The organism is Duffyella gerundensis, from assembly GCF_001517405.1.
In the GTDB taxonomy this organism is placed as follows: domain Bacteria; phylum Pseudomonadota; class Gammaproteobacteria; order Enterobacterales; family Enterobacteriaceae; genus Duffyella; species Duffyella gerundensis.
In genome coordinates, this window is record NZ_LN907827.1 from 1,310,811 (window position 1) to 1,335,016 (window position 24,206).

The 24,206-nt window shown below is 54.5% G+C and carries 22 protein-coding genes; 12 read left to right on the forward strand and 10 right to left on the reverse strand.

The features are described 5' to 3' along the window. Positions 1-29: 29 nt before the first annotated feature. The 3 genes from glsB to EM595_RS06025 form a co-directional block, all read right to left on the reverse strand. Entirely contained in the window at positions 30-953 is a 924-nt protein-coding gene (gene glsB, locus EM595_RS06015) for a glutaminase B (protein ID WP_067428994.1), read from the reverse strand. Positions 954-1,067: 114 nt separating this feature from the next. Next, a complete protein-coding gene (locus EM595_RS06020; RefSeq protein ID WP_067428996.1) occupies positions 1,068-2,228 on the reverse strand; it encodes a M20 aminoacylase family protein in 1,161 nt (386 codons plus the stop codon). A gap of 251 nt (positions 2,229-2,479) precedes the next feature. After that, the gene (locus EM595_RS06025; RefSeq protein ID WP_067428998.1) at positions 2,480-3,112 is read right to left on the reverse strand and encodes a flavin reductase family protein; all 633 of its coding nucleotides are present in this window, start codon (positions 3,110-3,112) and stop codon (positions 2,480-2,482) included. 121 nt (positions 3,113-3,233) lie between these two features. On the opposite strand from EM595_RS06025, the gene rlmF reads away from it, so the two are divergent. After that, positions 3,234-4,172: a 23S rRNA (adenine(1618)-N(6))-methyltransferase RlmF gene (gene rlmF, locus EM595_RS06030; RefSeq protein ID WP_067429004.1), complete on the forward strand. Its 939-nt coding sequence runs from the start codon at positions 3,234-3,236 to the stop codon at positions 4,170-4,172. 16 nt (positions 4,173-4,188) lie between these two features. On the opposite strand, the gene ybiO is transcribed toward rlmF, so the two are convergent. From ybiO to rhtA, 6 genes are all read right to left on the reverse strand, one after another. Beyond that, on the reverse strand, positions 4,189-6,441 hold the full coding sequence (ybiO, locus tag EM595_RS06035) for a mechanosensitive channel protein (RefSeq protein ID WP_067429006.1): 2,253 nt from the start codon (positions 6,439-6,441) through the stop codon (positions 4,189-4,191). Positions 6,442-6,562: 121 nt separating this feature from the next. Further along, positions 6,563-7,285, reverse strand: a complete 723-nt coding sequence (gene glnQ / locus EM595_RS06040; protein WP_067429010.1) for a glutamine ABC transporter ATP-binding protein GlnQ — start codon at positions 7,283-7,285, stop codon at positions 6,563-6,565. Beyond that, entirely contained in the window at positions 7,282-7,941 is a 660-nt protein-coding gene (gene glnP, locus EM595_RS06045; RefSeq protein ID WP_067429014.1) for a glutamine ABC transporter permease GlnP, read from the reverse strand. Before glnP ends, glnQ begins: the two co-directional genes overlap by 4 nt. An 85-nt stretch (positions 7,942-8,026) precedes the next feature. Continuing rightward, entirely contained in the window at positions 8,027-8,773 is a 747-nt protein-coding gene (glnH, locus tag EM595_RS06050) for a glutamine ABC transporter substrate-binding protein GlnH (protein WP_067429016.1), read from the reverse strand. 261 nt (positions 8,774-9,034) lie between these two features. Further along, entirely contained in the window at positions 9,035-9,538 is a 504-nt protein-coding gene (gene dps, locus EM595_RS06055; RefSeq protein WP_067429026.1) for a DNA starvation/stationary phase protection protein Dps, read from the reverse strand. Between the two features lie 324 nt (positions 9,539-9,862). Beyond that, entirely contained in the window at positions 9,863-10,753 is an 891-nt protein-coding gene (rhtA, locus tag EM595_RS06060) for a threonine/homoserine exporter RhtA (protein WP_067429028.1), read from the reverse strand. A 376-nt stretch (positions 10,754-11,129) separates the two neighbouring features. On the opposite strand from rhtA, the gene ompX reads away from it, so the two are divergent. Beyond that, positions 11,130-11,639 (forward strand): outer membrane protein OmpX, encoded by a 510-nt coding sequence (gene ompX, locus EM595_RS06065; protein ID WP_067429030.1) that lies wholly within the window; start codon positions 11,130-11,132, stop codon positions 11,637-11,639. A 204-nt stretch (positions 11,640-11,843) separates the two neighbouring features. On the opposite strand, the gene EM595_RS21440 is transcribed toward ompX, so the two are convergent. Continuing rightward, positions 11,844-11,969, reverse strand: coding sequence for a hypothetical protein (locus EM595_RS21440; RefSeq protein ID WP_262410894.1), 126 nt, complete (start codon positions 11,967-11,969; stop codon positions 11,844-11,846). Positions 11,970-12,235: 266 nt separating this feature from the next. Here EM595_RS21440 and mntR point away from each other — a divergent pair, with 266 nt between their 5' ends. The 10 genes from mntR (at position 12,236) to EM595_RS06115 (ending at position 24,170) form a co-directional block, all read left to right on the forward strand. Continuing rightward, positions 12,236-12,697: a manganese-binding transcriptional regulator MntR gene (mntR, locus tag EM595_RS06070; protein WP_067429031.1), complete on the forward strand. Its 462-nt coding sequence runs from the start codon at positions 12,236-12,238 to the stop codon at positions 12,695-12,697. Between the two features lie 30 nt (positions 12,698-12,727). Continuing rightward, complete coding sequence (locus EM595_RS06075; RefSeq protein WP_157883851.1) at positions 12,728-13,837, forward strand: SLC13 family permease; 1,110 nt, start codon at positions 12,728-12,730, stop codon at positions 13,835-13,837. Positions 13,838-13,995: 158 nt separating this feature from the next. Next, complete coding sequence (locus EM595_RS06080) at positions 13,996-15,162, forward strand: HlyD family secretion protein (RefSeq protein WP_067429033.1); 1,167 nt, start codon at positions 13,996-13,998, stop codon at positions 15,160-15,162. After that, positions 15,159-16,727 carry a DHA2 family efflux MFS transporter permease subunit gene (locus EM595_RS06085; RefSeq protein WP_067429038.1) on the forward strand — a complete coding sequence of 523 codons (1,569 nt, stop codon included), beginning with the start codon at positions 15,159-15,161 and terminating at the stop codon, positions 16,725-16,727. Before EM595_RS06080 ends, EM595_RS06085 begins: the two co-directional genes overlap by 4 nt. A 1-nt stretch (position 16,728) precedes the next feature. Then, the gene (locus EM595_RS06090) at positions 16,729-18,267 is read left to right on the forward strand and encodes an efflux transporter outer membrane subunit (RefSeq protein WP_067429040.1); all 1,539 of its coding nucleotides are present in this window, start codon (positions 16,729-16,731) and stop codon (positions 18,265-18,267) included. Between the two features lie 326 nt (positions 18,268-18,593). Then, the gene (locus EM595_RS06095; RefSeq protein ID WP_067429043.1) at positions 18,594-20,081 is read left to right on the forward strand and encodes a sugar porter family MFS transporter; all 1,488 of its coding nucleotides are present in this window, start codon (positions 18,594-18,596) and stop codon (positions 20,079-20,081) included. 88 nt (positions 20,082-20,169) lie between these two features. Then, positions 20,170-21,132: an AEC family transporter gene (locus tag EM595_RS06100; protein ID WP_067429046.1), complete on the forward strand. Its 963-nt coding sequence runs from the start codon at positions 20,170-20,172 to the stop codon at positions 21,130-21,132. Between the two features lie 8 nt (positions 21,133-21,140). Beyond that, the gene (locus tag EM595_RS06105; protein ID WP_067435227.1) at positions 21,141-21,566 is read left to right on the forward strand and encodes a thiol-disulfide oxidoreductase DCC family protein; all 426 of its coding nucleotides are present in this window, start codon (positions 21,141-21,143) and stop codon (positions 21,564-21,566) included. A 260-nt stretch (positions 21,567-21,826) separates the two neighbouring features. Beyond that, complete coding sequence (locus EM595_RS06110; RefSeq protein WP_067429047.1) at positions 21,827-22,225, forward strand: H-NS family histone-like protein; 399 nt, start codon at positions 21,827-21,829, stop codon at positions 22,223-22,225. Between the two features lie 352 nt (positions 22,226-22,577). Then, positions 22,578-24,170 carry an ABC-F family ATPase gene (locus tag EM595_RS06115; protein ID WP_067429050.1) on the forward strand — a complete coding sequence of 531 codons (1,593 nt, stop codon included), beginning with the start codon at positions 22,578-22,580 and terminating at the stop codon, positions 24,168-24,170. Positions 24,171-24,206 lie beyond the last annotated feature (36 nt).

Genomic DNA, 24,206 nt, shown 5'->3' on the forward strand with positions numbered 1-24,206 from the left:
GACCGCGCTCAGCGCGCAACCTGGCAAGATTAAAACAGCGAGCGGTTAAGCTTCTCCGCCAGCATTTCCAGCGCCGCCACGCCCGCCAGCGAATTGCCCGAGGCATCCAGCGCGGGCGACCAGACCGCAATGCTCATTTCACCCGGTACGATCGCGACAATGCCGCCGCCGACGCCCGATTTCGCCGGCAGGCCGACGCGCCAGGCAAATTCGCCGGCGCCGTCATACATGCCGCTGGTCATCATTAGCGCGTTGATATGTTTGGTTTGCCGCGGCGTGATAATCGCCAGCTCGCCGCTGAGATCGCGCCCCTGATTTGCCAGAAAGGCGAAGCAGCGTGCCAGCTCAGTGCAGCTCATCGACAGCGAACAGTAGTGAAAGTAGGTTTGCAGTACGGTAGCGACATCGTTATCAAAGTTACCAAACGCCTTCATCAGCCAGGCAATCGCCGCGTTACGCGCTGAATGCTCAAACTCCGAGCGTGCCACCTGGCGGTCATACTGAATATCCGGCTGTTGCGCCAGTGAACGCACCACTTCCAGCATGCGCTGACGCGGGGCGGTAAGTCGAGTTTCCAGCATGTCACAGATCACCAGCGCGCCCGCATTAATAAACGGATTGCGCGGCTTGCCTTTTTCCAGCTCCAGCTGAACCAGCGAATTAAACGGCTGGCCCGAGGGATCTTTGCCCACCCGCTGCCAGATTTCACTCTCCTGATAGCGCGTCTGTGCCAGCGCCAGCGACAGCACTTTGGAGATCGACTGAATAGAGAAACGTTCATCCGCATCGCCTGCCTGCCAGAGCTGACCGTCCAGCGTGCAAACCGCGATGCCAAGATAATCCGGCGCTACCGTCGACAGTGCCGGGATGTAATCGGCGACGCGCCCCTGCGCAATAAGTGGACGCACATCATCAAGAATTTGCTGCAGTAACTGATTGCTGAGGCTGGCCACAACCGTTTTCCAAAGTGACAAATGAATGCGCAGGATGATGGCGAGGAATAGCAGAGGGGTCAACGAACTTATGGCTAAAGCTTGAGGACGGTCGGTTGACCGTCCGGTTTTTAATCAGCGGCTGACCGGCAATAGCTGCTCAACCAGCTGCTGCCAAAAGGCGATGCCGTCGCCGATAAGCTGGTCGTTGAAATCATAGAAAGCGTTGTGCAGCGGACGCGACGGCGTGGCGCCATCGGCACCGAGCCAGAAATAGGCGCCTGGACAGTGCTGCAGCATGCAGGCGAAATCTTCTGACGCCATCGACGGATTGACCTGCCAGTGGACGCGATCGGCACCCAGCGTGCTCAGCGCCACATCGCGCACTTGCTCAGCCTGCACCGCATGATTGTGGGTAACCGGATAGCCCGGTAGCCATTCGATCTCGCCGGTCACGCCAAACGGCTGCGGCAGATTGTTGACAAAATCTTCAATCAGCCCACGCACCTTTTGACGCACATCCGCCTGTAAACAGCGCACCGTGCCACGCAGCTGGACGCGCTCCGGAATGACGTTGATCGCTTCACCGCCGTTGATCTGGGTAATGCTGACCACCGCCGACGCCAGCGGCGACAGGCGACGCGCCGGGATAGTCTGCAACGCCAGCACCAGCTCGGCGGCGGCCACCACCGGATCGGCGCCGCTTTCTGGCATCGCCGCGTGGCAGCTGGTGCCGGTCAGCGTAATGGCAAAAGCATCCAGCGAGGCCATCATCGCACCGCTGTTCACTGCCAGATCGCCAGCGGGCAGGCCGGGCCAGTTGTGCATCGCATAGATGGCATCCATCGGGAAAAACGTAAACAGGCCTTCTTCGACCATGCGACGTGCACCACCGAGATTCTCTTCGGCGGGCTGAAAAATAAAGTGCACCGTGCCGCTAAACCGCCGGGTTTGGGCCAGCAGCGTAGCGGCGGCCAGTAAAATAGCGGTATGGCCGTCGTGACCGCAGGCGTGCATGACGCCCGGTTGCTGCGACTGCCAGGCTGAGGTGCCGAGTTCGGTGATGGGCAGGGCGTCCATATCAGCACGCAATCCGATCACCGGGCCGGGGCCGTTTTCCAGCGTACCGATCACGCCGGTACCGCCCAGGCCACGATGAACCTGTAATCCCAAAGCAGTCAGCTGCTGCGCCACCAGATCGGCGGTGCGCTGCTCGTTGTAGCCCAGTTCAGGCCAGGCGTGAAGCTGATGACGCCAGGCGGTGGCTTCCTTGATCAGGGTGTCAGGAACAGACATGGAAATCCTCATAAAGTGACTGCGATAACCGCAACAGGCTGGCTTAACTGTAGAGGGTTTTGCTGCTGGTCGTCCACGACAAAAGCGGGAGCCGGGACGCAAAAAAGCCGAAAGCACGCTTTCGGCTGATTCGAGACACAGCATGAAGGTAAGGCGCGAGGTTCCGCACCCGACAAACAGTATAGCGCTAACGGCATATAACGAAATTCAAAGCATTTCATTTTGTTATTCAGAATTACTGTGCAACCGGCTCAGGGTTTGCGGGCATCCGGGCGCACCAGATCGAAACGCTGATCTTCGCTGATACCGTAATAGGCGCTCGGCCCGCCGGCGCGCAGGATCGGCTGCGCCTTCGCCGTCTGATAAATGCCCTCTTCCAGCAAGGAGGTGGCGATGTGCACCGCGACCACTTCGCCAAGGATAAGCCAGGTCGGAACCTGCTCACCGTTCATATCCGTTAACTGAATGCATTGCGTCAGTCGACATTCAAAGTTAACCGGGCTTTCCGCAACCATGCTGACATCGATCTGCGAAGCGGGCAGCGGCGTCAGTCCTGCCAACGCAAACTCATCTTCATCGTGAGCAATCGACGCTGAACTCTCGTTCATCGCCTCGGCCAGCGGACGCGTCGCCAGATTCCAGACAAAAGCTTTGGTTTCGGTGATATTGCGCACGCTGTCTTTCCAGCCGGTGCTGGCAAAACCGATGATTGGCGGCTGATAATTGAAGCAGTTAAAAAAGCTGTAAGGTGCCAGGTTACGCGCGCCGCTGCTGCTGGTGGAGCTGATCCAGCCGATAGGACGCGGCCCGACGATGGCGTTCAGCGGATCGTGCGGCAGGCCGTGACCGGCGCGCGGCTGATAGGAATAGCGTTGATGTGACATAAGCACCTCTTTTCAAATAGTTATGTTTATAGTAGACCGATTCTCACAGGAAAATAGCCGCCAATTGTTTACGCATTTTTCCAATACGGGTATCTTACGCGCCTCCAGCCAAGGGAAGCCGATGAAAAACACAGCAGAAAAGAGCGGATTACACCCGCGCAACCGCCATCGCCAGCGCTACGATTTCAGCGCGCTGGTTGCCACCCATCCGCCATTGGGCGAGAAAATCGCCGTTAACACCTGGGGCGATACCTCGATCGATTTTGCCGATCCCGAGGCGGTGAAGGCGCTGAATCAGGCGTTGCTGCACCACTTTTATGGCGTCGCGCACTGGACCCTTCCCGACGGCTTTCTCTGTCCGCCGGTGCCGGGACGTGCCGATTACCTGCACCATCTTGCCGATCTGCTGGCGGAAGATCACGGCAACAGTGTGCCGACGCACTGCAACGTGCTGGATATCGGCTGCGGCGCCAACTGCATCTATCCGCTGATTGGCCAGGCGGAATATGGCTGGCGCTTCACCGGCACCGAAGTCAGCGAGCCCGCATTACGTGCGGCTAACGCCATCGTGGCGGCTAATCCTGGTTTGCAGCGCAGCATCCGTCTGCGTCGGCAGAAGCTGGATAACGCCATCCTGAACGGCGTGATCCACAAGAATGAGTTTTATCACGCCACGATCTGCAATCCACCGTTCCACGCGTCAGCCGAAGCGGCACAGGAAGGCAGTTCGCGTAAACAGCGCAATCTCGGCCAGAAAAGCAGCGCGCCGCTTAACTTTGGCGGGCAGCAGCATGAGCTGTGGTGCGAAGGTGGTGAGCAGGCGTTTATCGCGCAGATGATTACCGAGAGCGTCGATTTTGCCCGTCAGTGCATCTGGTTCACCTCGCTGGTTTCACGTAAAGAGCATTTGCCCGCGCTGCGCGACCAGCTGCGCGAGCTCGATGTCGCCGAGGTGCGCATTATCGACATGGCGCAGGGCCAGAAGCAGAGCCGCTTTATCGCCTGGAGCTTTATGGATAAGGGCACGCGCGCCAAACGCCTGACCAAACCCACGGCTTGATCGACCGCTGCCGCGTTTATGCCGGCGGAGGCAGCGCAGCAGCGGCACCGGCAACATCGGTGCCGGTCTGCATGACCTCAACGGTTTGATGCGGCGGCTTGATGCCCGCGGCGTCAAAATGCTTCTTCACCTGCTCATCGAGCGCAAAACGCACCGTCCACTGCTTGAGCGGCTGTGTGGTAAACGACACGCGCACGGTAAACGCCTGGTTGGTTAATCCCACCAGACCGGCAAAATTCGGCTCACCAATCACCATGCCGCGAATCTCCTCATTTTCCATCAGCGCCTTCACCGCAGCCTGCAAGGTGGCATTGACACGATCGCTCTCTTCGCTGCGATCGACATCATAGTTGGCGACAAACGAACCGATACCGCGCACAAAGTTGGCGAAGGTGGTGATCGATGACCACGGAATGATGTGATAGGCGCCGGTATCTTGCCGCACACCGACCGAGCGGATCGACATGCGTTCCACCGTGCCGGTAATGGCGCCGATGGTGACCAGATCGCCGGTGTTCATGCCGTTTTCAAACTGGATAAAAATGCCGGTAATAATATCCTTAACCAGCGTTTGCGAGCCGAAAGAGACCGCCAGACCCAGCGCCCCGGCACCCGCCAACAGTGGCGCAATATTCACGCCAATCTCCGACAGCAAAATCATAATGGTAATGGTGCTGATTACCACCGCCAGCGCGTTGCGAAACAGCGTTAACAGCGTGCGGGTGCGCGCGCTCGGCATTGGCCGACCGTGCGAATCCGACGCGAGACGGCTTTCAATCAGGCTGGCGAGCAGCGTCCAGCCCACCGCCGAGAAGAACAGAATCATCGCCACGCGAATGATCACGTCCACCAACTTTTCACCCCCGCCAACCGTTAACCATTCCCAGAGATTGAACAGATGCCAGGCGTTGAGCAGCAGCAACATGACCGCAAACACCGTCAGAATGCGCGCTGCTTTCAGCGAGACGTGAATCCAGCTATTGACCCGCTGCTGCAGCTGCGGGTAGTTACGGCGCAGATCGGGTGAAAGGATAATGGTCTTGGCGATCCAGCGGGTCAGCATGCCGGAAAGCAGGGCGCCGAAGCCAATAATCGCCAGACTCTGCACCGTTGCCGACATCATAAATTTCAGGCTGTTGCCGGGATTAAACATTGAGAAGAAGAACAGCGCGATAAAATAGGCGCCCGCCAGCCAGTGCCAGATCACCGCAAAGGCGCGAATGAAAATAGCGAAAAAGCTTAAGGTGCGGTCAGCCAGTTGCAGCAGCGCCAGCTGCACGTCACGTTTGTTGGTGATGATCAGCCACAGCGCCCAGACGGTGATGGATCCCATGATGACCACGTTAACCAGCGCGCCGGTCTGCACGTTCACCTGATTGGTGACGATAGGCACGATGACCAGCAGCCCGTAGCCAATCACGCCGCTCAGCCAGCTCAGACGGGTGTTCCAGTAAAAGGCGCTGGGATTGCGGATGTGGAAAAAACGCAGATCGGGATAATGCGGACAGAAAATCAGCCGCAGAATCGTCTTGAAGAATTCAATCAGGGCAAAGGCGTTGAGAAAAAGCCCTTGCTGATAAGCGATGGTGCGGTTGCCGCCGTTCAGGTTGTCGCTGAGGATCTGGCCGATAAACAACGCGGCGGCCAGCAGGGCAAGGTCGATAAAAAATGCGCCGAGAATAGTCACGGGCAGATGCAGCCAGTTGGTGCGCTGATGGTTATTGCGTCTTCCCCAGCGGCCCATACGGCGAAACAGCGGCGACACGCACCAGCGCATCAGCCAGTAAATGGCAAACAGCGCCGCCGCCAGCATCAGAAAATGGTTTAGCGCGTTGAAAAAGGTTTTCTTGTTAAAGCTCTTATGCGGCGCAGAGACGATATTGTTATGCAAACGAACAAACTGGCTGGCAAAGGCGCCGCCATACTGGCGCGTCAGTTCGGTCAACGATTGCAGCACGGTTTTCTCTTCCGGTTCCGGTGGCACAATCACCGGCGTGGTGCTGCTTTCTGACTTTTGACTGCCTGCGTCACGCAGCTGCTTTACCAACTGCTGGCGAGCGCTGTCATTTTCCAGAATCTCCGCCAGCGCGGCATAGCCCGCTTTTTTATCTTCTTCAGAGGGCGTCGATTCGCGGCTGGCCGATTTTTGCTGCTGCGCGCCCACTGCCGCTGCGGGCAGGGAGACCGCCTGCGCGGCGAAACCGCAGCCAAGCAAAATAACCAACAGCAACCACCGAACGGCAGACAGCGGTGGGAAACAAGACGGCATACCTTTCTCCTGGGCAGCGTCTGATAACGCCAGTGGAGAAGTATAGACGCAAGGGGGTTGCACCATTCTGAAAAATAAAGAAAAGGGCGGCGGCGCAAAGCCACCGCCCACAGAGCGAGGATCAGGAAACGTGTTGCAGGAAGTCGCGCAGGCGGTCGCTGGGCGGGTTATTGATCAGGCTGTCGGGATCGCCATCTTCAGCAATACGGCCTTTATCGATAAAGATCAGACGGCTCGCCACTTTTTGCGCAAAGCCAACTTCATGCGTCACAATCACCATGGTCATGCCTTCTTCAGCCAGATCCTGCATCACCTTGAGCACTTCGTGGCGCAGTTCAGGATCGAGCGCAGAAGTTGGCTCATCAAATAACATCATCTTCGGCTTCACCGCCAGCGCACGGGCAATGGCCACGCGCTGTTGCTGACCGCCGGAAAGCTCAGACGGAAAATGGTGCGCGCGTTCCGCAAGGCCGACCTTGCCGAGCAGAGTTTTTGCCAGCTGGTGCGCCTCTGCTTTCTTCGCGCCACGCACGCGAATCGGGCCAAAGGCGACGTTATCCAGCGCGCTCATCTGCGGAAAGAGATGAAACTGCTGAAACACCATGCCCGCTTCCTGACGAATCAGGCGTTCATCAACATGCGGATCGTTAACCTTCATGCCATCAACGATCAGATCGCCGCTGGTGATCTCTTCCAGCTTATTAATGCAGCGCAGCAGGGTTGATTTGCCAGAGCCGGACGGGCCGATAATTACCACCACTTCGCCCTGATTAATTTTCAGATCGATGTTGTGCAGCACCTGAGTCTGGCCAAAATGTTTTGAGACGTTTTTAAATTCAATCACAGGATTTTCATCCTCTTTTCAATACGACGCAGCACGAAGCTCAGCACCAGCGTAATAACCAGATAGATGATGGCAACCGCACTCCAGATTTCCAGCGCGCGAAAGTTACCCGCGATAATTTCCTGTCCCTGACGCGTCAGTTCGGCCACGCCAATCACGATAAACAGCGAGGTATCCTTGATGCTGACGATCCACTGGTTGCCCAACGGCGGCAGCATACGGCGCAGCGCCAGCGGCATAATGACATAGCGCAGCGTTTCACGACGGGAAAGGCCCAGCGCAAGGCCCGCTTCACGGAAACCGTTGTTAATCGACAGCACGGCACCGCGGGTAATTTCCGCAATGTAGGCGCCGGAGTTGATCATAATGGTGACCACCGCCGCCGAGAAGGGATCGATACGCAGATCGGGAATCGCCATCGGCAGGGCAAAGTAGATAAACATCACCTGCACCACAATCGGCGTGCCGCGAATCAGTTCGATAAAAACCAGCGCAATATTACGGCTCAGCCAGCCGCCGTAAGCGCGGGCAAAACCGGCGATCAGACCGATAATCACGCCGCCAATCAACCCCAGCACGGAAATTAGCAGGGTCATTTTGGCGCCTTCGATCAGCAGCGGTAACGCTGGCCAGACGACGCTCCAGTCAAACTCCATGGTGTTTACTCCAAAACCGTTTGAATTGTGAAAAAACGCGAGGGCACGATGCGGCCCTCGTCGTTAAAGATGCCAAACGGCAAACTTACTTAGGTTCAGTACCGAACCATTTTTTATAGATGGTGTTATAGGTGCCGTTGTCGCGCAGCGTTTTCAGCGCGCCGTTGATCTTGTTACGCAGATCGTCGCTGCCTTTTGGCAGGGCGATGCCATATTGCTGCGCCTCGATTGAATCACCGACGGCCTTAAAGCGGCCTTTGCCAGCGGTATGAATGAAGTAAAGGATGTTTGGCGTATCGTGCAGCACGGCGTCAGCACGGTTGGTGCCCAACTCCATGTACGCGCTGTCAATGTTCGGGAACTGACGCAGATCTTTGGATTTAATATTCTTTTTCGCATAATCAACCGAGCCGGTACCGCTTTTAACGGCGACAACTTTGTCGTTAAGATCGTTGATGCTGTGAATTTTCTCTTCGTTATTGCGTACCATCACCGTCAGGCCGCTTTTGTAATAGCCATCAGAGAAGTCGATCGCCTTTTTACGGTCGTCAGTGATGGTGATACCGGCTAAAGCAACATCAACGTTGCGGGTCTGCAGTGCAGGAATGATGCCGCTGAAATCCATCGGCTTTAGCTCATAGCTGAGTTTCAGCTGCTTCGCGATAGCATCCCAGAGATCGATATCAAAACCGACGTAGCTGTTACCCTGTTTGAATTCAAAGGGCACAAAGGCGGTATCGGTAGCGACAACCAGTTTCTTTTCCGCTGCGGTAGCAGAGAGGGCGAAGGCCAGCGCGGCGGCGGCAACAGTAGCTTTAAACAGTGACTTCATCATTTTTCCTTATTACCTTCGGGGCGAACCGCCCGAATGGGCTTGCAGCCATATGAAAAAGTTATGCCAGGTTTGAGAAAGGCATCAATTTCATTGGGTTAACGGAATAATCTGACGGAATTGGTCAGATTGTTCTGAGAATGCACCAATAATGGTCACCAGTAAAGTGCGACTGGTCTGTTTTGGTGCATGGCAACAGGCTAAATGACGGACACAAAAAAGGGCGCCACTGGCGCCCGATAGTTTGCGTAAAGCAATGTCTTATTCGATGTTGGATTCAATGAACCACAGGAACTTGTCCAGATCGCGGGAAGCGGCGGTAAAGATATCAGCGGTATCTTCATCTTCTACTTCATTAATCGCTTTGCGGGTATCGTTAGCGACGATGGCGTAACGATCGGCCAGCGCTTTCAGATGATCCTGTACGCTGTGAATATTCAGCGGGTAGCTCTGCAGTGGCGTTCTGTCGTTAACCACCTGGCTGGTACCCAGTGCGGTGCCGCCCAGCTGTACAACACGCTCAGCAATGGTGTCCTGATGATCGGTAATCGCGGTACGGAAGCCGTCAAGCATCTCATGCACACCGATAAAGTTAGAGCCGCGCATGTTCCAGTGCGCCTGCTTGGTAATCAGCGAGAGATCAATGAATTCAACGACGATACGATTGAGCACCTCGATGGTGGCTTTCTTATCCTGATCGGCCACATCATTACGGGTGTAGATCAAATCGGACGACGTATTTTTTACCAGTTTTGCGGTACTCATCATTAATATCCTCTAATGTTGGTTGTCCTAATTAAGCACGAAGGTAAGTATAGCAGCGCTTTGGCATCCTGCCGGAAAGTTCCTGTCTATCGGCATAATAGGTTGCTCTGTCACAAAGTTTCATTACTCTGGCGCAGTTTTTTAACTAGTTTGCTGAAAAATAAGCATTTATCTTCTCTCGCTCCGATAAATCTATCCGCGCTGCTGCTCACCTGACTTAATTACAAATATTAACAAAATCAGAATGCCTTCGGTAAAGCGCTTATTTAATGACAATTTTGCGACACGCCATAAATATCTGATCACGCCAAAGCGAAACAGGAATTATTCAATTTTTACCTGGTTCAGCTCTGTTTTTGTCGGACGCAGCGTGAGCGTCGATCCGGCAGAGGCCACCACGATAGCCAACAGCGCCAGCCACTGCACCGGTGTCAGCAGTTCACCCAGAAACAGCATGCCCGAAATCGCCGCCATGGCCGGTTCGATGCTCATTAGCGTGCCAAACAGCCGTGCTGGCAGGCGGGTTAACGCCACCATTTCCAGCGAATAGGGCAGGGCGCTGCACAAAATGGCGATGGCAATGGCGACAGGCAACACCGAAAGGCTCCATAAACCGCTTTCGGCAAACGCCAGGCCGATTGGCACAAAAATCACTGAGGCAATCACCGAGCCCATCGCCACGGTGGCCGGACCGTGGCCGCTACCGGCGCGCTGACCTGACACAATGTAAATCGCCCAACAGGCACCGGCGGCAATAGCCAGCGCCGCACCCAGCGGATCGATCTCGCTGAGACCCTCGCCAAAAGGCAGCAGATACCATAAGCCTACCAGCGCCAGCAGCACCCAGACGAAATCGAGCGGACGACGTGAACCGGCCAGCGCCAGCGTCAGCGGGCCGATAAATTCCAGACCCACCGCAATGCCCAGCGGTACGGTGCGGATGGCGAGATAAAACAGCGTATTCATCGCGCCAAGCGCAATGCCATAGATAATCAACGGCGGCAGATTGTGACGACTGATGCGCATGCGCCAGGGTTTGAAAATAACGCAGAGGATCAGTGTGCCAATACCAAGCCGAATGGCGGTGATGCCGGTAGCGCCTACCTGAGGAAAAATGGATTTCGCCAGCGCGGCACCACCCTGAATAGAGATCATGGCAATCAGCAAGGCGGTAATCGGTAGCCAGTGCGAAGCAGAGCGAGATGCAGGTAACATAATGGAAGAAAGTCCTTTTACTGTTTTCAGTGCGGTTTTCAGCTGCCAGTGTAACGCAACAGGGTGGTAAAAAAGCGCGCCATCAAAAATATCCTGTAACTTTTATGCTCAAAAATTGAGCGATTCAGGGCCACGAGCGTAAAGTTATGTCAGATTTAATTAGGATTTTTCTTAATGAACGAATTTTTATTTTTGAGAATTGTTGCACGCAGATGAAGGGAAAAATAAGAAAAAAGAATGACCTATGAAACGTCATTAACTTCCTGTTACAGCAAACATTCTCTTGGACAACAATTTGAAGGCAGAGTTTCTCGCTAAGTTTTGTTATATTTTTAGCGTTGTCAGGAGATGAAGTACTTTCACATTTGAGGTGGTTATGAAAAAAATTGCATGTCTTTCTGCACTGGCTTGTGTACTGGCTGTATCAGCGGGTTCAGCAATGGCTCAAAGCACCGTTACCGGTGGCTACGCACAGAGCGATTACCAGGGCGTTGCTAACAAAGCTAACGGCTTCAACCTGAAGTATCGCTATGAAAACGGCAGCGATCCACTGGGTTGGATCGGTTCTTTCACCTATACCGAAAAAGACCATGATGTAGACGGTTTCTACAACAAAGGTCAGTACTACGGTCTGACTGGTGGTCCTGCTTTCCGTCTGAATGACTGGGCAAGCATCTACGGTGTTGTGGGTGTTGGCTACGGTAAATACCAGGAAACTGGCGCAGACCGCGAAAAATCTGATTCCAGCGACTACGGTTTCTCCTATGGCGCAGGTATGCAGTTCAACCCAATCGAAAACGTGGCACTTGACGTTGGTTACGAGCAGAGCCGTATCCGTAACGTTGATGTTGGCACCTGGATCGCTGGCGTTGGTTACAGCTTCTAATTCTGAGCTTTCAGCTTAAGAATGATAAACGGCCCCTTTTGTGGGCCGTTTTCTTTTTTACCGCCCTAACAGATCGATTGCCATCCTTAATTTCTTTTTCTGCGCAGGCAGAGGCACCTTGGCGATCAACATGCAGGGTTCTGATGTGGACAAGCAACGGCCGTGAAAATAGCGCAGGCAGGAAAGGGGATAACAGGAACGCGATCAGGAATGGCGAGGGTCGTGCGGTTTTTGCGTTTTGCCCATTTTTGCGCTCAGCATCTCAATCAGCATCAGCCTGACCTTGAATGGCGATCGGCACCATAATTTCAGCAGCAGTGTGAAAGGCATGATTCTCTCCTCATAAGCGGCCATGGTCATCAAACAGGCGCGCCGGGCAGCGGCAAACAACAGGCAACGGCAGAGCAGATTGAACGGTATCGCGGGCTTAACCGTAGTAATGCTGTGGTTGCAATATAACCAGTTATAGCACTGGCTATACCCTTTAGCCAATGCTATTTACAGAAAATTTGTGCTTCGTTGTGCATGGTTTACAATGTGGCTCCAACAGCGTCGCCAGGGCTTTTTCTGCGGGCGCAATAATAAGAGGAAGCTGTATGAGTCGTCGCGCGAAAACCGCCGCAACCCCCCATGGGCCATTGAAAGATATTGAGGAGCATGTCGAGGGTTTTCGACAGGTGCGTGAAGCGCATCGACGCGAATTGATTGACGATTATGTTGAGCTTATCTCCGATCTTATCCGGGAATTTGGCGAAGCGCGTCAGGTAGACATGGCTGCACGTCTGGGCGTTTCGCAACCCACTGTTGCAAAAATGCTGAAACGACTCAGTAGCGCGGGTTTGGTAGAACAGGTACCTTATCGTGGCGTCTTCCTCACCCAGGAAGGCGAGACGCTGGCGGAAGAGAGTCGGGCGCGTCATCACGTGGTGGAAACCTTTCTGCTGGCGCTGGGGATCAGTCCTGATACCGCGCGGCGCGATGCAGAAGGCATTGAACATCACGTCAGCGATGAGACCCTGGCTATTTTTAAAACCTTCTACGAAAACCAGCATTCCTGAGACTTATAACTTCAGCGGCGGCCAGCTATCGTGGCAACACTCATTACCCCGTTTTTACGCGATCGTTTTTTGCACCTTCTTGTTGTTCTTGGCATTGTACTTGGCTGCTTTGCCCGCTTTCAGTGGCGTGAGCTGCCCGGCGCCGTAGACTGGCACACCATTATTACCCTGTGCGGGCTGCTGCTGGTGACCAAAGGCATCGAAAGCAGCGGCTACTTTGATCTGCTGGGCCAGCGGTTGATTCAGCGCTTTAATCAGCAGCGCACGTTGGCGCTATTTCTGGTTGCCGCCGCCGCACTGCTTTCCACCTTTCTGACCAACGACATCGCCTTGTTCATCCTCGTGCCGCTAACGCTGTCGCTGCGTCAGTTCTCCACGCTCCCGGTCAGTCGCCTGATCATTTTTGAGGCATTGGCGGTCAACGCTGGATCGCTGCTGACGCCGGTCGGCAACCCGCAAAATATCCTGCTGTGGGGCCGCGGCGATGCCAGCTTTGTCGGATTTATGCTGCAAATGCTGCCGCTGGCGGCGTCAATGGTGGCGATTTTGCTGGTGCTGACGTGGTTCAGTTTTTCCCATCGCACGATTGAACGGCACGACAACATGACCACGCCGCAGTGGCAAAAAGGGCTGCTCTGGTTGAGCATCGCGCTGTATCTGCTGTTCGTGGTGGCGCTGGAGCTTAAGCTTACCGGATGGGCGTTGCTGCTGGTAATCGCCTGCTTTGCGCTGCGTGCACGCCGCGTCTTACTGGCGCTTGACTGGAGCCTGCTGGCGGTGTTTATCGTCATGTTTGTCGATGTCTGGCTGTTTATGCGCCTGCCGCAGCTACAGGGTCTGGTGCAACAGGTGGCGCACGCCAGCGACGCGGTGCATTTCTTTGCCGCTATCGGTTTATCGCAGGTTATCAGCAACGTGCCGGCGACCATTTTGATGATTCAAATTGTCCCTGCGTCGGTTTCGCTAGCGTGGGCGGTGAACATTGGCGGCTTCGGCCTGTTGCCGGGCTCGCTGGCCAACCTGATCGCCTTGCGTATGGCAAAGGACAAAGCGATCTGGTGGCGTTTCCATCTCTTCTCGGTGCCGATGCTGTTTATCGCCATTGCCGTCGGCTGGCTGCTGCTCAAAGCACTTCACTAACCGCGTTTGTGCTGCGTATTCTGCGCAGCACGTCATCTCTCCGGCAAAAAATAAGCAACGGGTGCGGCTTTTGTAAAGTTGTACTGGAATTTGTCAAGTTAACTTCCTACTGTTAATAGGCCAAATTTCCAGCGCGCCCTTCGCGCATACAGCCAAAGATGGATACGATGACTGATAAAAACGACGTGAATAAAAAGGATGAGCAACAGCATGCGGATGCGGAAGCCCATCAGGATGAGCAGAAGCAGGAGAACCAACAGCAGGATGATCAGCAGGAGCAGCCGCGCAAACGGCCAGGCAAAAAGCCGCTGATTATTCTTGGCGTGCTGGTGATCGTCATGATCATCGTTGGCTTTTTCTTCTGGTTCACCACCCGCAATGAAGAGACCACCGACGACGCCTTTACCGAAGGCGATGCGGTGACCATTGCGCCCAAAGCGTCCGGCTATGTGGTCAAGCTGCTGGTTAACGACAACCAGCGGGTGAAGAAGGGCGATCTGCTGGTGATGATCGATCCGCGTGATAATCAGGCGCAGCGCGATCAGGCGAAAGCGCAGCTTGGTCTGGCACAGTCGCAGTTACATCAGGCACAGGCACAGCTTGCGTTGTCGCGGGTACAGTATCCGGCACAGCGCGATCAGGCACTGGCCGATCAGGCGAAAGCGCAGGCGAACCTGCTTAATGCTGAGGCGGACTATCGTCGTCAGCGCGGCGTTGATCCCCGCGCCACCTCGCAGCGCAATATCGATAATGCCAACGTACAGCTGCGTTCAGCGCAGGCACAGTTGCAAAGCGCGAAAGCGCAGGTGGAAGTGGCTTCTCAGGTCGCGCTGCAGATTCGTCAGCAGGAAACCAACGTTGAGGCGCGTCAGCGTCAGGTTGAGCAGGCGCAGGCGCAGCTCAATACCGCCGAACTCAATCTCTCCTATACCGAAGTGCGTGCGCCATACGATGGCTTTGTCACTAAGCGTAACGTACAGGTCGGCACGCTGGTGCAGGCAGGCAGTGCGCTGTTCTCACTGGTCTCAACCGACATCTGGATCACCGCTAACTTTAAAGAGTCGCAGCTTGAGCACATGAATCCTGGCGACAAAGTGGCGATCACTGTGGATGCCTGGCCAGACATGAAGCTGGAAGGGCACGTCGACAGTATTCAGATGGGCTCCGGTTCGCGCTTCTCTACCTTCCCGTCGGAAAACGCTACCGGTAACTACGTGAAAATCGTGCAGCGCGTACCGGTGAAAATCGTGATCGATAAAGGCCTTGATGCCAACCATCCGCTGCCGCTTGGCCTGTCCGTTGAACCGAAGGTAACGGTGGAATGAGCCAGTCGCAAAGCTGGCAGCCTGCCAGCAATCCGTGGCTGGTCGCGATGACGGTAACGCTGGCGGTGTTTATGGAGATCCTCGACACCACCATCGTTAACGTGGCGTTGCCGCATATTGCTGGCTCGCTCTCTTCCAGCTATGACGAATCAACCTGGGTGTTGACCTCCTATTTGGTGGCCAACGGCATCGTGCTGCCGATCTCGGCATTTTTCTCGCGACTGTTTGGCCGTAAGCAGTTCTTTCTGATCTGCATCGTGATGTTTACCGTCTGCTCTTTTCTCTGTGGTATCGCCACCGAACTGTGGCAGATCATCCTGTTTCGTGTGCTACAGGGCTTCTTTGGCGGTGGCCTACAGCCGGTACAGCAGTCGGTACTGCTCGATTACTTTAAACCGGCCGATCGCGGCAAGGCCTTTGGCCTCTCCTCCATTGCGATCATCGTGGCGCCGGTGCTTGGCCCAACGCTGGGCGGCTGGATCACCGATAACTACAGCTGGCGCTGGGTCTTTTTCATCAATATTCCGGTGGGCATTCTGACCGTGCTGGCGATTTACCAGCTGCTGGAAGATCCGCCGTGGGAGAAAAAATGGGCTAAAGGTAAGCTGACCATCGATTACATCGGCATCAGCCTGATTACGCTGGGACTCGGCTGTTTGCAGGTGATGCTCGATCGCGGCGAAGATGAGGACTGGTTCGCCTCCAGCTTTATCGTGCTGTTCGCGATTCTGGCGGTAATCGGCCTGGTGGGCGCGGTTTACTGGCTGATGTACGCCAAAAAGCCGGTGGTGGATATTCTGGTCATGAAGGACCGCAATTTCTGGGTCGCTGGTCTGCTGATGGCGGGCATGGCGATGATTCTTTATGGCAGCTCCGTGGTATTGCCACAGCTGGCGCAGCAGGATTTGGGCTATACCGCTACCTGGTCGGGACTGGTGCTGTCACCGGGTGCCGTGCTGATTGTGCTGACCATTCCGCTGGTGCTGAAGCTGATGCCGATCGTGCAGACGCGATGGATTATCGTGTTTGGCTTCACCTGCCTGACGCTGGCTTTCCTCTATTCGGCAACCTTAACGCCCAATGTCGATTTCGCCACGCTGGTGCTGATGCGCAGCGCGCAGTCAATCGGGCTGGGCTTCCTGTTTGTGCCGCTGACCACCATCGCCTTTGTCACCATTCCGCAGCGGTTAAATGCTGACGCCTCGGCGCTGTTTACCATGTTCCGTAACGTTGCGGGCTCGATCGGTATTTCGCTGTCGACAGCGGCGATTACCGAACGCGAGCAGGTGCGCAGCGCGCATATGGTGCATAACATGTCGCCGCTAAACGAACAGTTCAATATCACCGTGCAGCACTGGGCGCAGTCGATTCGCGACTTCACCTCGGCGGTGGGCGATCCGATCACGCTGGCAACGGGCCAGCTCTATCAGGAGATGATCGTACAGTCGCGCATTCTCGCCTATATCGACGTATTTAGCGGCCTGAGTATTGTCGCCCTTATTATGATTCCATTTTGTTTTCTGCTGTCGCCGATTAAGAGCGAAGGCAGTGCAGGAGCACACTGACATGAACGTTACTTCTCTGCGTCAGCCCCGCCTGAGCGTGCTGATGCTGACGCTGCTGCTGGCCGGCTGTGCCGTTGGGCCCGATTACCAGACGCCGCAGCCCAACACGCCGGCCCGCTACAACGATCTTGCATCGGCAGAGGGTTCGCGGCCGCAACCGGCGGCGCCGAACCCGCAATGGTGGCAAAGCTTTAACGATCCGCAGCTCGACAGTCTGATTAGCCGCGCTATCAGCGATAATATCTCGCTGCAACAGGCGGTGCTGCGTATCGCCGGTGCCCGTGAACAGCTGTCGCAGGCGCGTGGTGGCCTCTTTCCGTCGCTCAACGGCGCGGCTTCGTTCAATCGCCAGCAGCTCGGCGCGAAAGGGCTGCTACAAGCCAATGGCGCTTACGATCTGGTGGATCAACAGGCACCGCAAGCGCGCGGTGCGCTCGACAGCCTGACCCAGCCGGTCTCGCTCTATCAGGGCAGTTTTGATGCCAGCTGGGAGCTGGATTTGTGGGGCAAAGTGCGGCGTCAGGTAGAGATGGCCAATGCACAGCAACAGCAGTCGATTGAGAGCCGCAACGATGCGCTGGTCTCGGTTGAGGCGGAAGTGGCGCGGGCCTATTTGCAGCTGCGCGGTGCACAGGCGGTCAGCAGCACGTTGCAGTCGCAGATTGATGTGGCTCAGCAGACGGTTGAGCTGACGCAAAGCCAGCAGCGCAACGGACTGGCGCCTGAGCTGGATGTGGAAAACAGCCGGGCGCAGCTCAGCTCGTTGCGGGCTCAGTTGCCGCAGTATCAGGCTCAGGCTCGTCAGGCAATGAATGGACTGGCGGTGCTGCTGGGCAAACCGCCGGGCATGCTGGATGGTGAGCTTCAGGCACCGCGTGCGTTACCCGTGCTACCCGATGCGGTCGCGGTCGGCATTCCGTCCACCCTGGTGCGTCGTCGTCCTGATGTGCGTCAGGCTGAAGCCACGCTGCACGCGCAAACCGCAAACATTGGCGTCAACGTCGCACAGCTTTTTCCGAGCCTGTCGCTGACCGGTCAGCTCGGCGTGCGTAACACTGATGCCAGCTACCTCGATAACTGGAGCAGCCATTTTTACAGCTATGGGCCATCATTATCGATTCCGATTTTTGAAGGTGGCCGGCTGGTTTCCAGCGTTAAGCTGGCACGCGCACAGCAGGCGAATGCCGCGCTGGCGTATCGACAGACGGTGTTGACCGCGCTGCAGGATGTGGAGAACGCGCTGGTTAGCTATCGCACCGATCAACAGCAGGTCACGCAGCTTGATGAAACGGTGGAGTCGTTGCAGCGTAGCTTTGATTTAGCCAGCGACAGTTACGGTAAAGGCATCAGCACCTTCCTGGATGTGCTCGACGCTCAACGTCAGCTGGCGCAGGCGAAGCAGCAGGCGGCGCGTGCCCGCGTGCAGAGCAATCTTGACCTGGTTGCGCTCTACAAGGCGCTGGGCGGCGGCTGGGAACCTTACCAGCAGGTTACATTGCCATCGTTTGACGTCTTCGGTCCGGCAAAAGCCGCGCAATAACCTCGCAACAAGCTTAAGCGGGCAGCGCTGGCTGCCCGCCGTATTTTTTATGCATTTCTCCGCTCAAAACAGAATGAACGTTTTATACGCAGTTCAGTTCCCTCCAGGCTGTTCCGAATAGCGGTGCAATAACAACCCTGCAAAGCCTGATGTGTGTTCCGGGTCACAGCGAAAATAAAAGTTTATGAGGTCTGCCACAGAACCAATTTTCCACCATGAATGAAAATGAAAGTTATGTACTATTTTATGTTTCATAAGGGTGAAAAGTTGTTAAGCGCATGAGCTCAACGCTTTTAGTTTTTTTGTCACACTACGGGGACATTATCATGGCCAAAGAAGAGTACATTACCGTCAGCAGAGCATCGGGGCCGAACAGCGCCGCGCGCACTGAGCCGATGGTAAAGGTTATTGCGGTTATCGCGACGCTGGGCGGCCTGCTGTTCGGTTATGACACCGGCGTTATTTCGGGCGCCTTGCTGTTCATGGGCACGGAGCTGCATCTCACGCCGTTTACCACCGGCCTGGTGACCAGTTCGCTGCTGTTCGGTGCCGCTTTTGGTGCGTTGCTGTCAGGGCATTTCGCCGCGGCCGCCGGGCGAAGAAAAATCATCGTTATTCTGGCCGTTATTTTTGCTGCGGGCGCGTTGGGCACCGCACTGGCGCCCAACGTTGAGTGGATGATTTTCTTCCGTCTGGTTCTGGGCGTCGCCGTCGGCGGTGCGTCAGCCACGGTGCCGGTATACATCGCAGAGATCGCCCCGGCCAATAAGCGCGGCCAGCTGGTGACCCTGCAGGAGTTGATGATCGTCTCTGGTCAACTACTGGCTTATATCTCCAATGCGGGCTTTAACGCTGCCTGGGGCGGCGATACGACCTGGCGCTGGATGCTGGCGGTAGCGACCATTCCCGCAGTGCTGCTGTGGGTGGGCATGCTGTTTATGCCCGATACGCCGCGCTGGTATGCGATGAAAGGGCGCCTCGCTGAAGCGCGCCGCGTACTGGAGCGCACGCGGGCCAAAGAAGACGTAGAGTGGGAGCTAACGGAAATTGAAGAGACGCTGGCGGAAGATGAAAAAAGCAAGCCGCGCCTGCGTGAACTGAAAAAGCCCTGGCTGTTGAAGCTGTTTATGATCGGTATCGGTATTGCGGTTATTCAGCAGCTTACCGGGGTAAACACCATCATGTATTATGCGCCAACCATGCTGAAAGCGGTGGGCATGAGCGACAACGCGGCGTTAATTGCCACCATCGCTAACGGCGTCATTTCCGTGCTGATGACCTTTGTCGGCATCTGGTTGTTAGGAAAAATTGGCCGTCGCACCATGGTGAAAATTGGGCAATTTGGCTGCACCTGCTGCCTGTTTATTATCGGTGCCATCAGCTATTTTATGCCCGAAACCATCAATGGCCAGCCGGATGTATTACGCAGTTATCTGGTGTTAGGCGGGATGTTATTGTTCCTGAGTTTTCAGCAGGGCGCCTTATCACCGGTGACCTGGCTGCTGTTATCGGAAATCTTTCCGACCCGCCTGCGCGGCATTTTTATGGGCGGCGCGGTGTTTGCCATGTGGATCGCCAATTTCCTTATTTCGCTCTCTTTTCCGATGCTGTTAGCCAGCGTGGGCTTATCCGGCGCCTTCTTTATATTTGGATTGATTGGCATTGCTGGGGCGATATTTGTCATGAAATGCATTCCGGAAACGCGCAATCGCAGCCTGGAGCAAATCGAACACTATTTGCACGACTGGCTCAGCAATGATGAGGAGACGCGCCCGCTGCGTCGCCCGGTAATTTCACCCAAAACCGGTTCGTGATCGCCCGACGATAACGGCCATACGTTTACCCCGGTTCATTCAGCGCGTAGACTTTACTTTACTCTGCCGCTGAAGGAACCGGGTTAGCATGTTTATCACGCTGCTGCATCAGCTCTATCTCTCCACGCCGCTTTTTATCTTAATCTTCCTCGGTTTTTCCCTGATTCGTTTTGCACAGTGGTCAACCAGCGTCAGCGATGGCCTTAATCAGCTGGTATTCAATGTCGCCTTACCTTGCATGTTATTCGGCGTGATGAGCAATTTTTATAAAAGTCCGCCAATGGATGTTCGGCTGCTGCTGGCCTTTTTTGGCGGCTGCCTGTTGGTATTTGTCATTGGTCGTGTGGTGGCAATAAAAATCTTCCGCCTCGAAGGCGTCGCCAGTTCTGTGTTTGCCCTCGGCGGCATCTTTTCTAATAACGTGATGTTGGGCATTCCGATTGCCGGATTATTACTGGGACCGCGCGCCTTGCCGATTGTGGCGCTGGTGCTGATATTTAACAGCCTTATTCTCTGGTCGCTGCTGACCATTTCGGTGGAGTGGAGTAAAAATGGCCGTTTGTCGCTGGCTGGAATAGGCGCTACCGCCAAAAACGTGCTTAAAAATCCGCTGATCATCGGTATTTTGGGCGGTGCAGCCTGGAGTCTTTTTCACCGCCCGTTGCCGACCATTATTGCGCAGCCGGTTTCTATGCTGGGTCAAATGGCCGCGCCACTGTCGCTGGTCGCGCTGGGCATGAGCCTGGCGCAATATCGCATTCGTGAAGGACTGCGCATCAGCTACACCATCTGTGCGCTCAAGCTGGTGGTGCAGCCGCTGACCGTCTGGCTGCTGGCCTGGGCGCTGGGCCTGCCGTCGCTGGAAACGCACGTGGTGGTGCTGTTAGGGTCGATGTCGGTCGGCGTAAACGTCTATCTGATGTCACAACAGTTTCAGGTGTTGACCGGTCCGACCGCCAGCAGCATGTTATTTTCCACCGTTCTCGCCGCCTTCACGACACCGCTGCTAATGTTATTACTGGATAAATTTTATCCCATTATTCCTTTGTAGAGGTGATCATGAAAAAAAATATCGATGAAATCGCGAAACAGCAGCGGATCGTTTTATACGATGGAAAATGTAAGCTCTGTAATTCATGGGTAAAACTAATCATTCGTCACGATAAAGCGCAGCAGATCCAACTGGCAGCGGTACAAAATAGCATCGGCAAAGCGCTGCTTAACTGGGCGGGATTACCGGAGGAGGAGATTCATACGCTGGTACTGATCGACCATGGAAAGGTTTCAATTCGTTCCGCAGCCATTCTGCGGGTGATGGCGTATTTACCGTTTCCCTGGCGTGCCTGCGCCGCGCTTCGCTTGTTTCCGCGTCCGATTGGCGATTTTTTTTATGATGCCGTGGCGAAACGTCGCTATCAAATTTTTGGTCAATATAATCAGGTTAACGCTTTGCAGGCCGATCATCCGCATCGTTTTTTATCCTGATATATATCCAGCAATGCGTAACATCTAATTGTCATGTTATGTCGTTTCTCTTCCTGCTTTACATAAAGAAATATAAAAAAATACTTATGCTAATTACCGGCAATGGCGGGAAATAAAGTTGCATCTAAAAAGCATTTATTCTCGAGCTATTCACAAAATCGCTAACTAAGATTATTCTGCACGAGAAAAATAATTTATTTTTCGTCGGGAGTTATGTAATCTTTAACCGACAGTAACCTCTATTTTCACAGGACATTCCAATGAGCGAGACACTCAAAGTATTAAACAATATACGTACGCTTCGTGCTCAGTCACGTGAGCTGTCACTGACAGATTTAGAAGAAATTCTGGAAAAGTTCTCTGTTGTTGTTGCCGAGCGTAAAGAAGAAGTAGAAACCGAAGCTGCACAGACGCGTGAGAAAGAGGAAAAACTTTCTAAATATCGTGAAATGCTGATCGCAGACGGTATCGATCCAGGCGAATTATTGGGCGCAATGGAAGGCGGCAAAAAAAGAGCAAAACGTGCTCCTCGCCCGGCTAAATATAAATATACCGATGAGAACGGCGAAGAAAAATCATGGACCGGCCAGGGCCGTACGCCAGCCGCGATCAAAAAACTGCTCGATCAGGGTAAAAAACTCGAAGACTTTTTAATCTGACCTTTACGGTTATATTGCCCGCCAGCGGTCGATCTCCGCTGGCAGCATGGCAACACTCCCCGTCTGCCGTATCGCGCCTGCTACAGGCACCTGTCGTTTTTAATCAGAAAATTAGCCTGAAATTACGCTGAAGTGGTCAGAGATAAAAAACTGTTACATTAATCCTGCATTGGGTAAATAATGCTGCCAGAATATTCTTAACCTGTTAAATCAGCCTTATTGCAAAGTGCCTGTGGTCCTGATAATCCTTTTTGCCTTTCTGCGTTGCCCAACGGGGGATGATCCCCGCGTTCACTCTGTGGCATAATGCGCGCTCATTTTCCGAACGCTTCGTAATCGTAGGGCTATTCCAGTGCTAGTTTCCAGCAATGTCACCATGCAGTTTGGCAGTAAGCCGCTGTTTGAAAATATCTCCGTTAAATTTGGCGGCGGCAATCGTTATGGCCTGATTGGTGCCAACGGCAGCGGCAAATCAACCTTTATGAAAATACTGGGTAATGATTTGGTTCCTTCCGCGGGAAACGTGTCGCTCGATCCCAATGAGCGTATTGGTAAACTGCGCCAGGATCAGTTTGCTTTTGAAAAATTTAGCGTGCTCGACACCGTTATTATGGGCCACGACGAATTGTGGCAGGTAAAAGAAGAGCGCGATCGTATTTACGCCTTGCCTGAGATGAGCGAAGAGGATGGCTATAAAGTTGCCGACCTCGAAGTGACCTATGGTGAGATGGATGGTTACACCGCCGAATCACGCGCCGGTGAGCTGCTGTTAGGCGTGGGAATTCCGCTGGAGCAGCATTATGGCCCGATGAGTGAAGTGGCGCCCGGTTGGAAGCTGCGTGTTCTGCTGGCGCAGGCGCTGTTCTCTAATCCTGATATTCTGCTGCTTGACGAACCCACCAACAACCTCGACATCGATACCATTCGCTGGCTCGAGCAGGTGCTGAATGAACGCAACAGCACCATGATCATTATTTCGCACGACCGTCACTTCCTGAACATGGTCTGCACGCACATGGCCGATCTCGACTACGGCGAGCTGCGTGTCTATCCGGGCAACTATGACGAATACATGACCGCGGCCACCCAGGCACGCGATCGTCTGCTGTCTGACAACGCCAAGAAAAAAGCGCAGATTGCCGATCTGCAATCCTTCGTCAGCCGCTTCAGCGCTAACGCCTCTAAATCGCGTCAGGCGACCTCGCGCGCCAGGCAGATTGATAAGATCAAGCTCGACGAAGTCAAAGCCTCCAGCCGTCAGACGCCGTTTATCCGTTTTGATCAGGATAAGAAACTGTTCCGTAATGCGCTGGAAGTAGAAGCACTGACCAAAGGCTTTGAAGAGGGTCCGCTGTTCAAAAAGCTGAATCTGCTGTTGGAAGTGGGTGAGAAGCTGGCGATTCTGGGTCCAAACGGTATCGGTAAAACCACGCTGCTGAAAACGCTGGTGGGCGATCTGGCCCCTGACAATGGCACCGTGAAATGGTCTGAAAACGCGCGCATCGGTTATTACGCCCAGGATCACGCTGCTGACTTCAGCGACAACCTCACCGTGTTTGACTGGATGAGCCAGTGGAAGCAGGAAGGTGATGACGAGCAGGCGGTACGCAGCATTTTAGGCCGCTTGCTGTTCTCGCAGGATGACATCAAGAAGCCAGCAAAAGTGCTGTCCGGTGGTGAAAAAGGGCGCATGCTGTTCGGCAAGCTGATGATGCAGAAGCCAAACGTGTTAATCATGGATGAGCCGACCAACCATCTCGACATGGAATCGATTGAAGCATTGAACATGGCGCTGGAGATGTACGAAGGCACGCTGATTTTTGTTTCACACGACCGCGAGTTTGTGAGTTCACTGGCGACGCGCATCATTGAGATGACGCCGAACAAGATCGCTGACTTCACCGGTAATTATGAAGATTACCTGAGCAGTCAGGGCATCGTTTAACCGGGGTGAGGTGGCCGTGTTGACCGGGTGCTTACT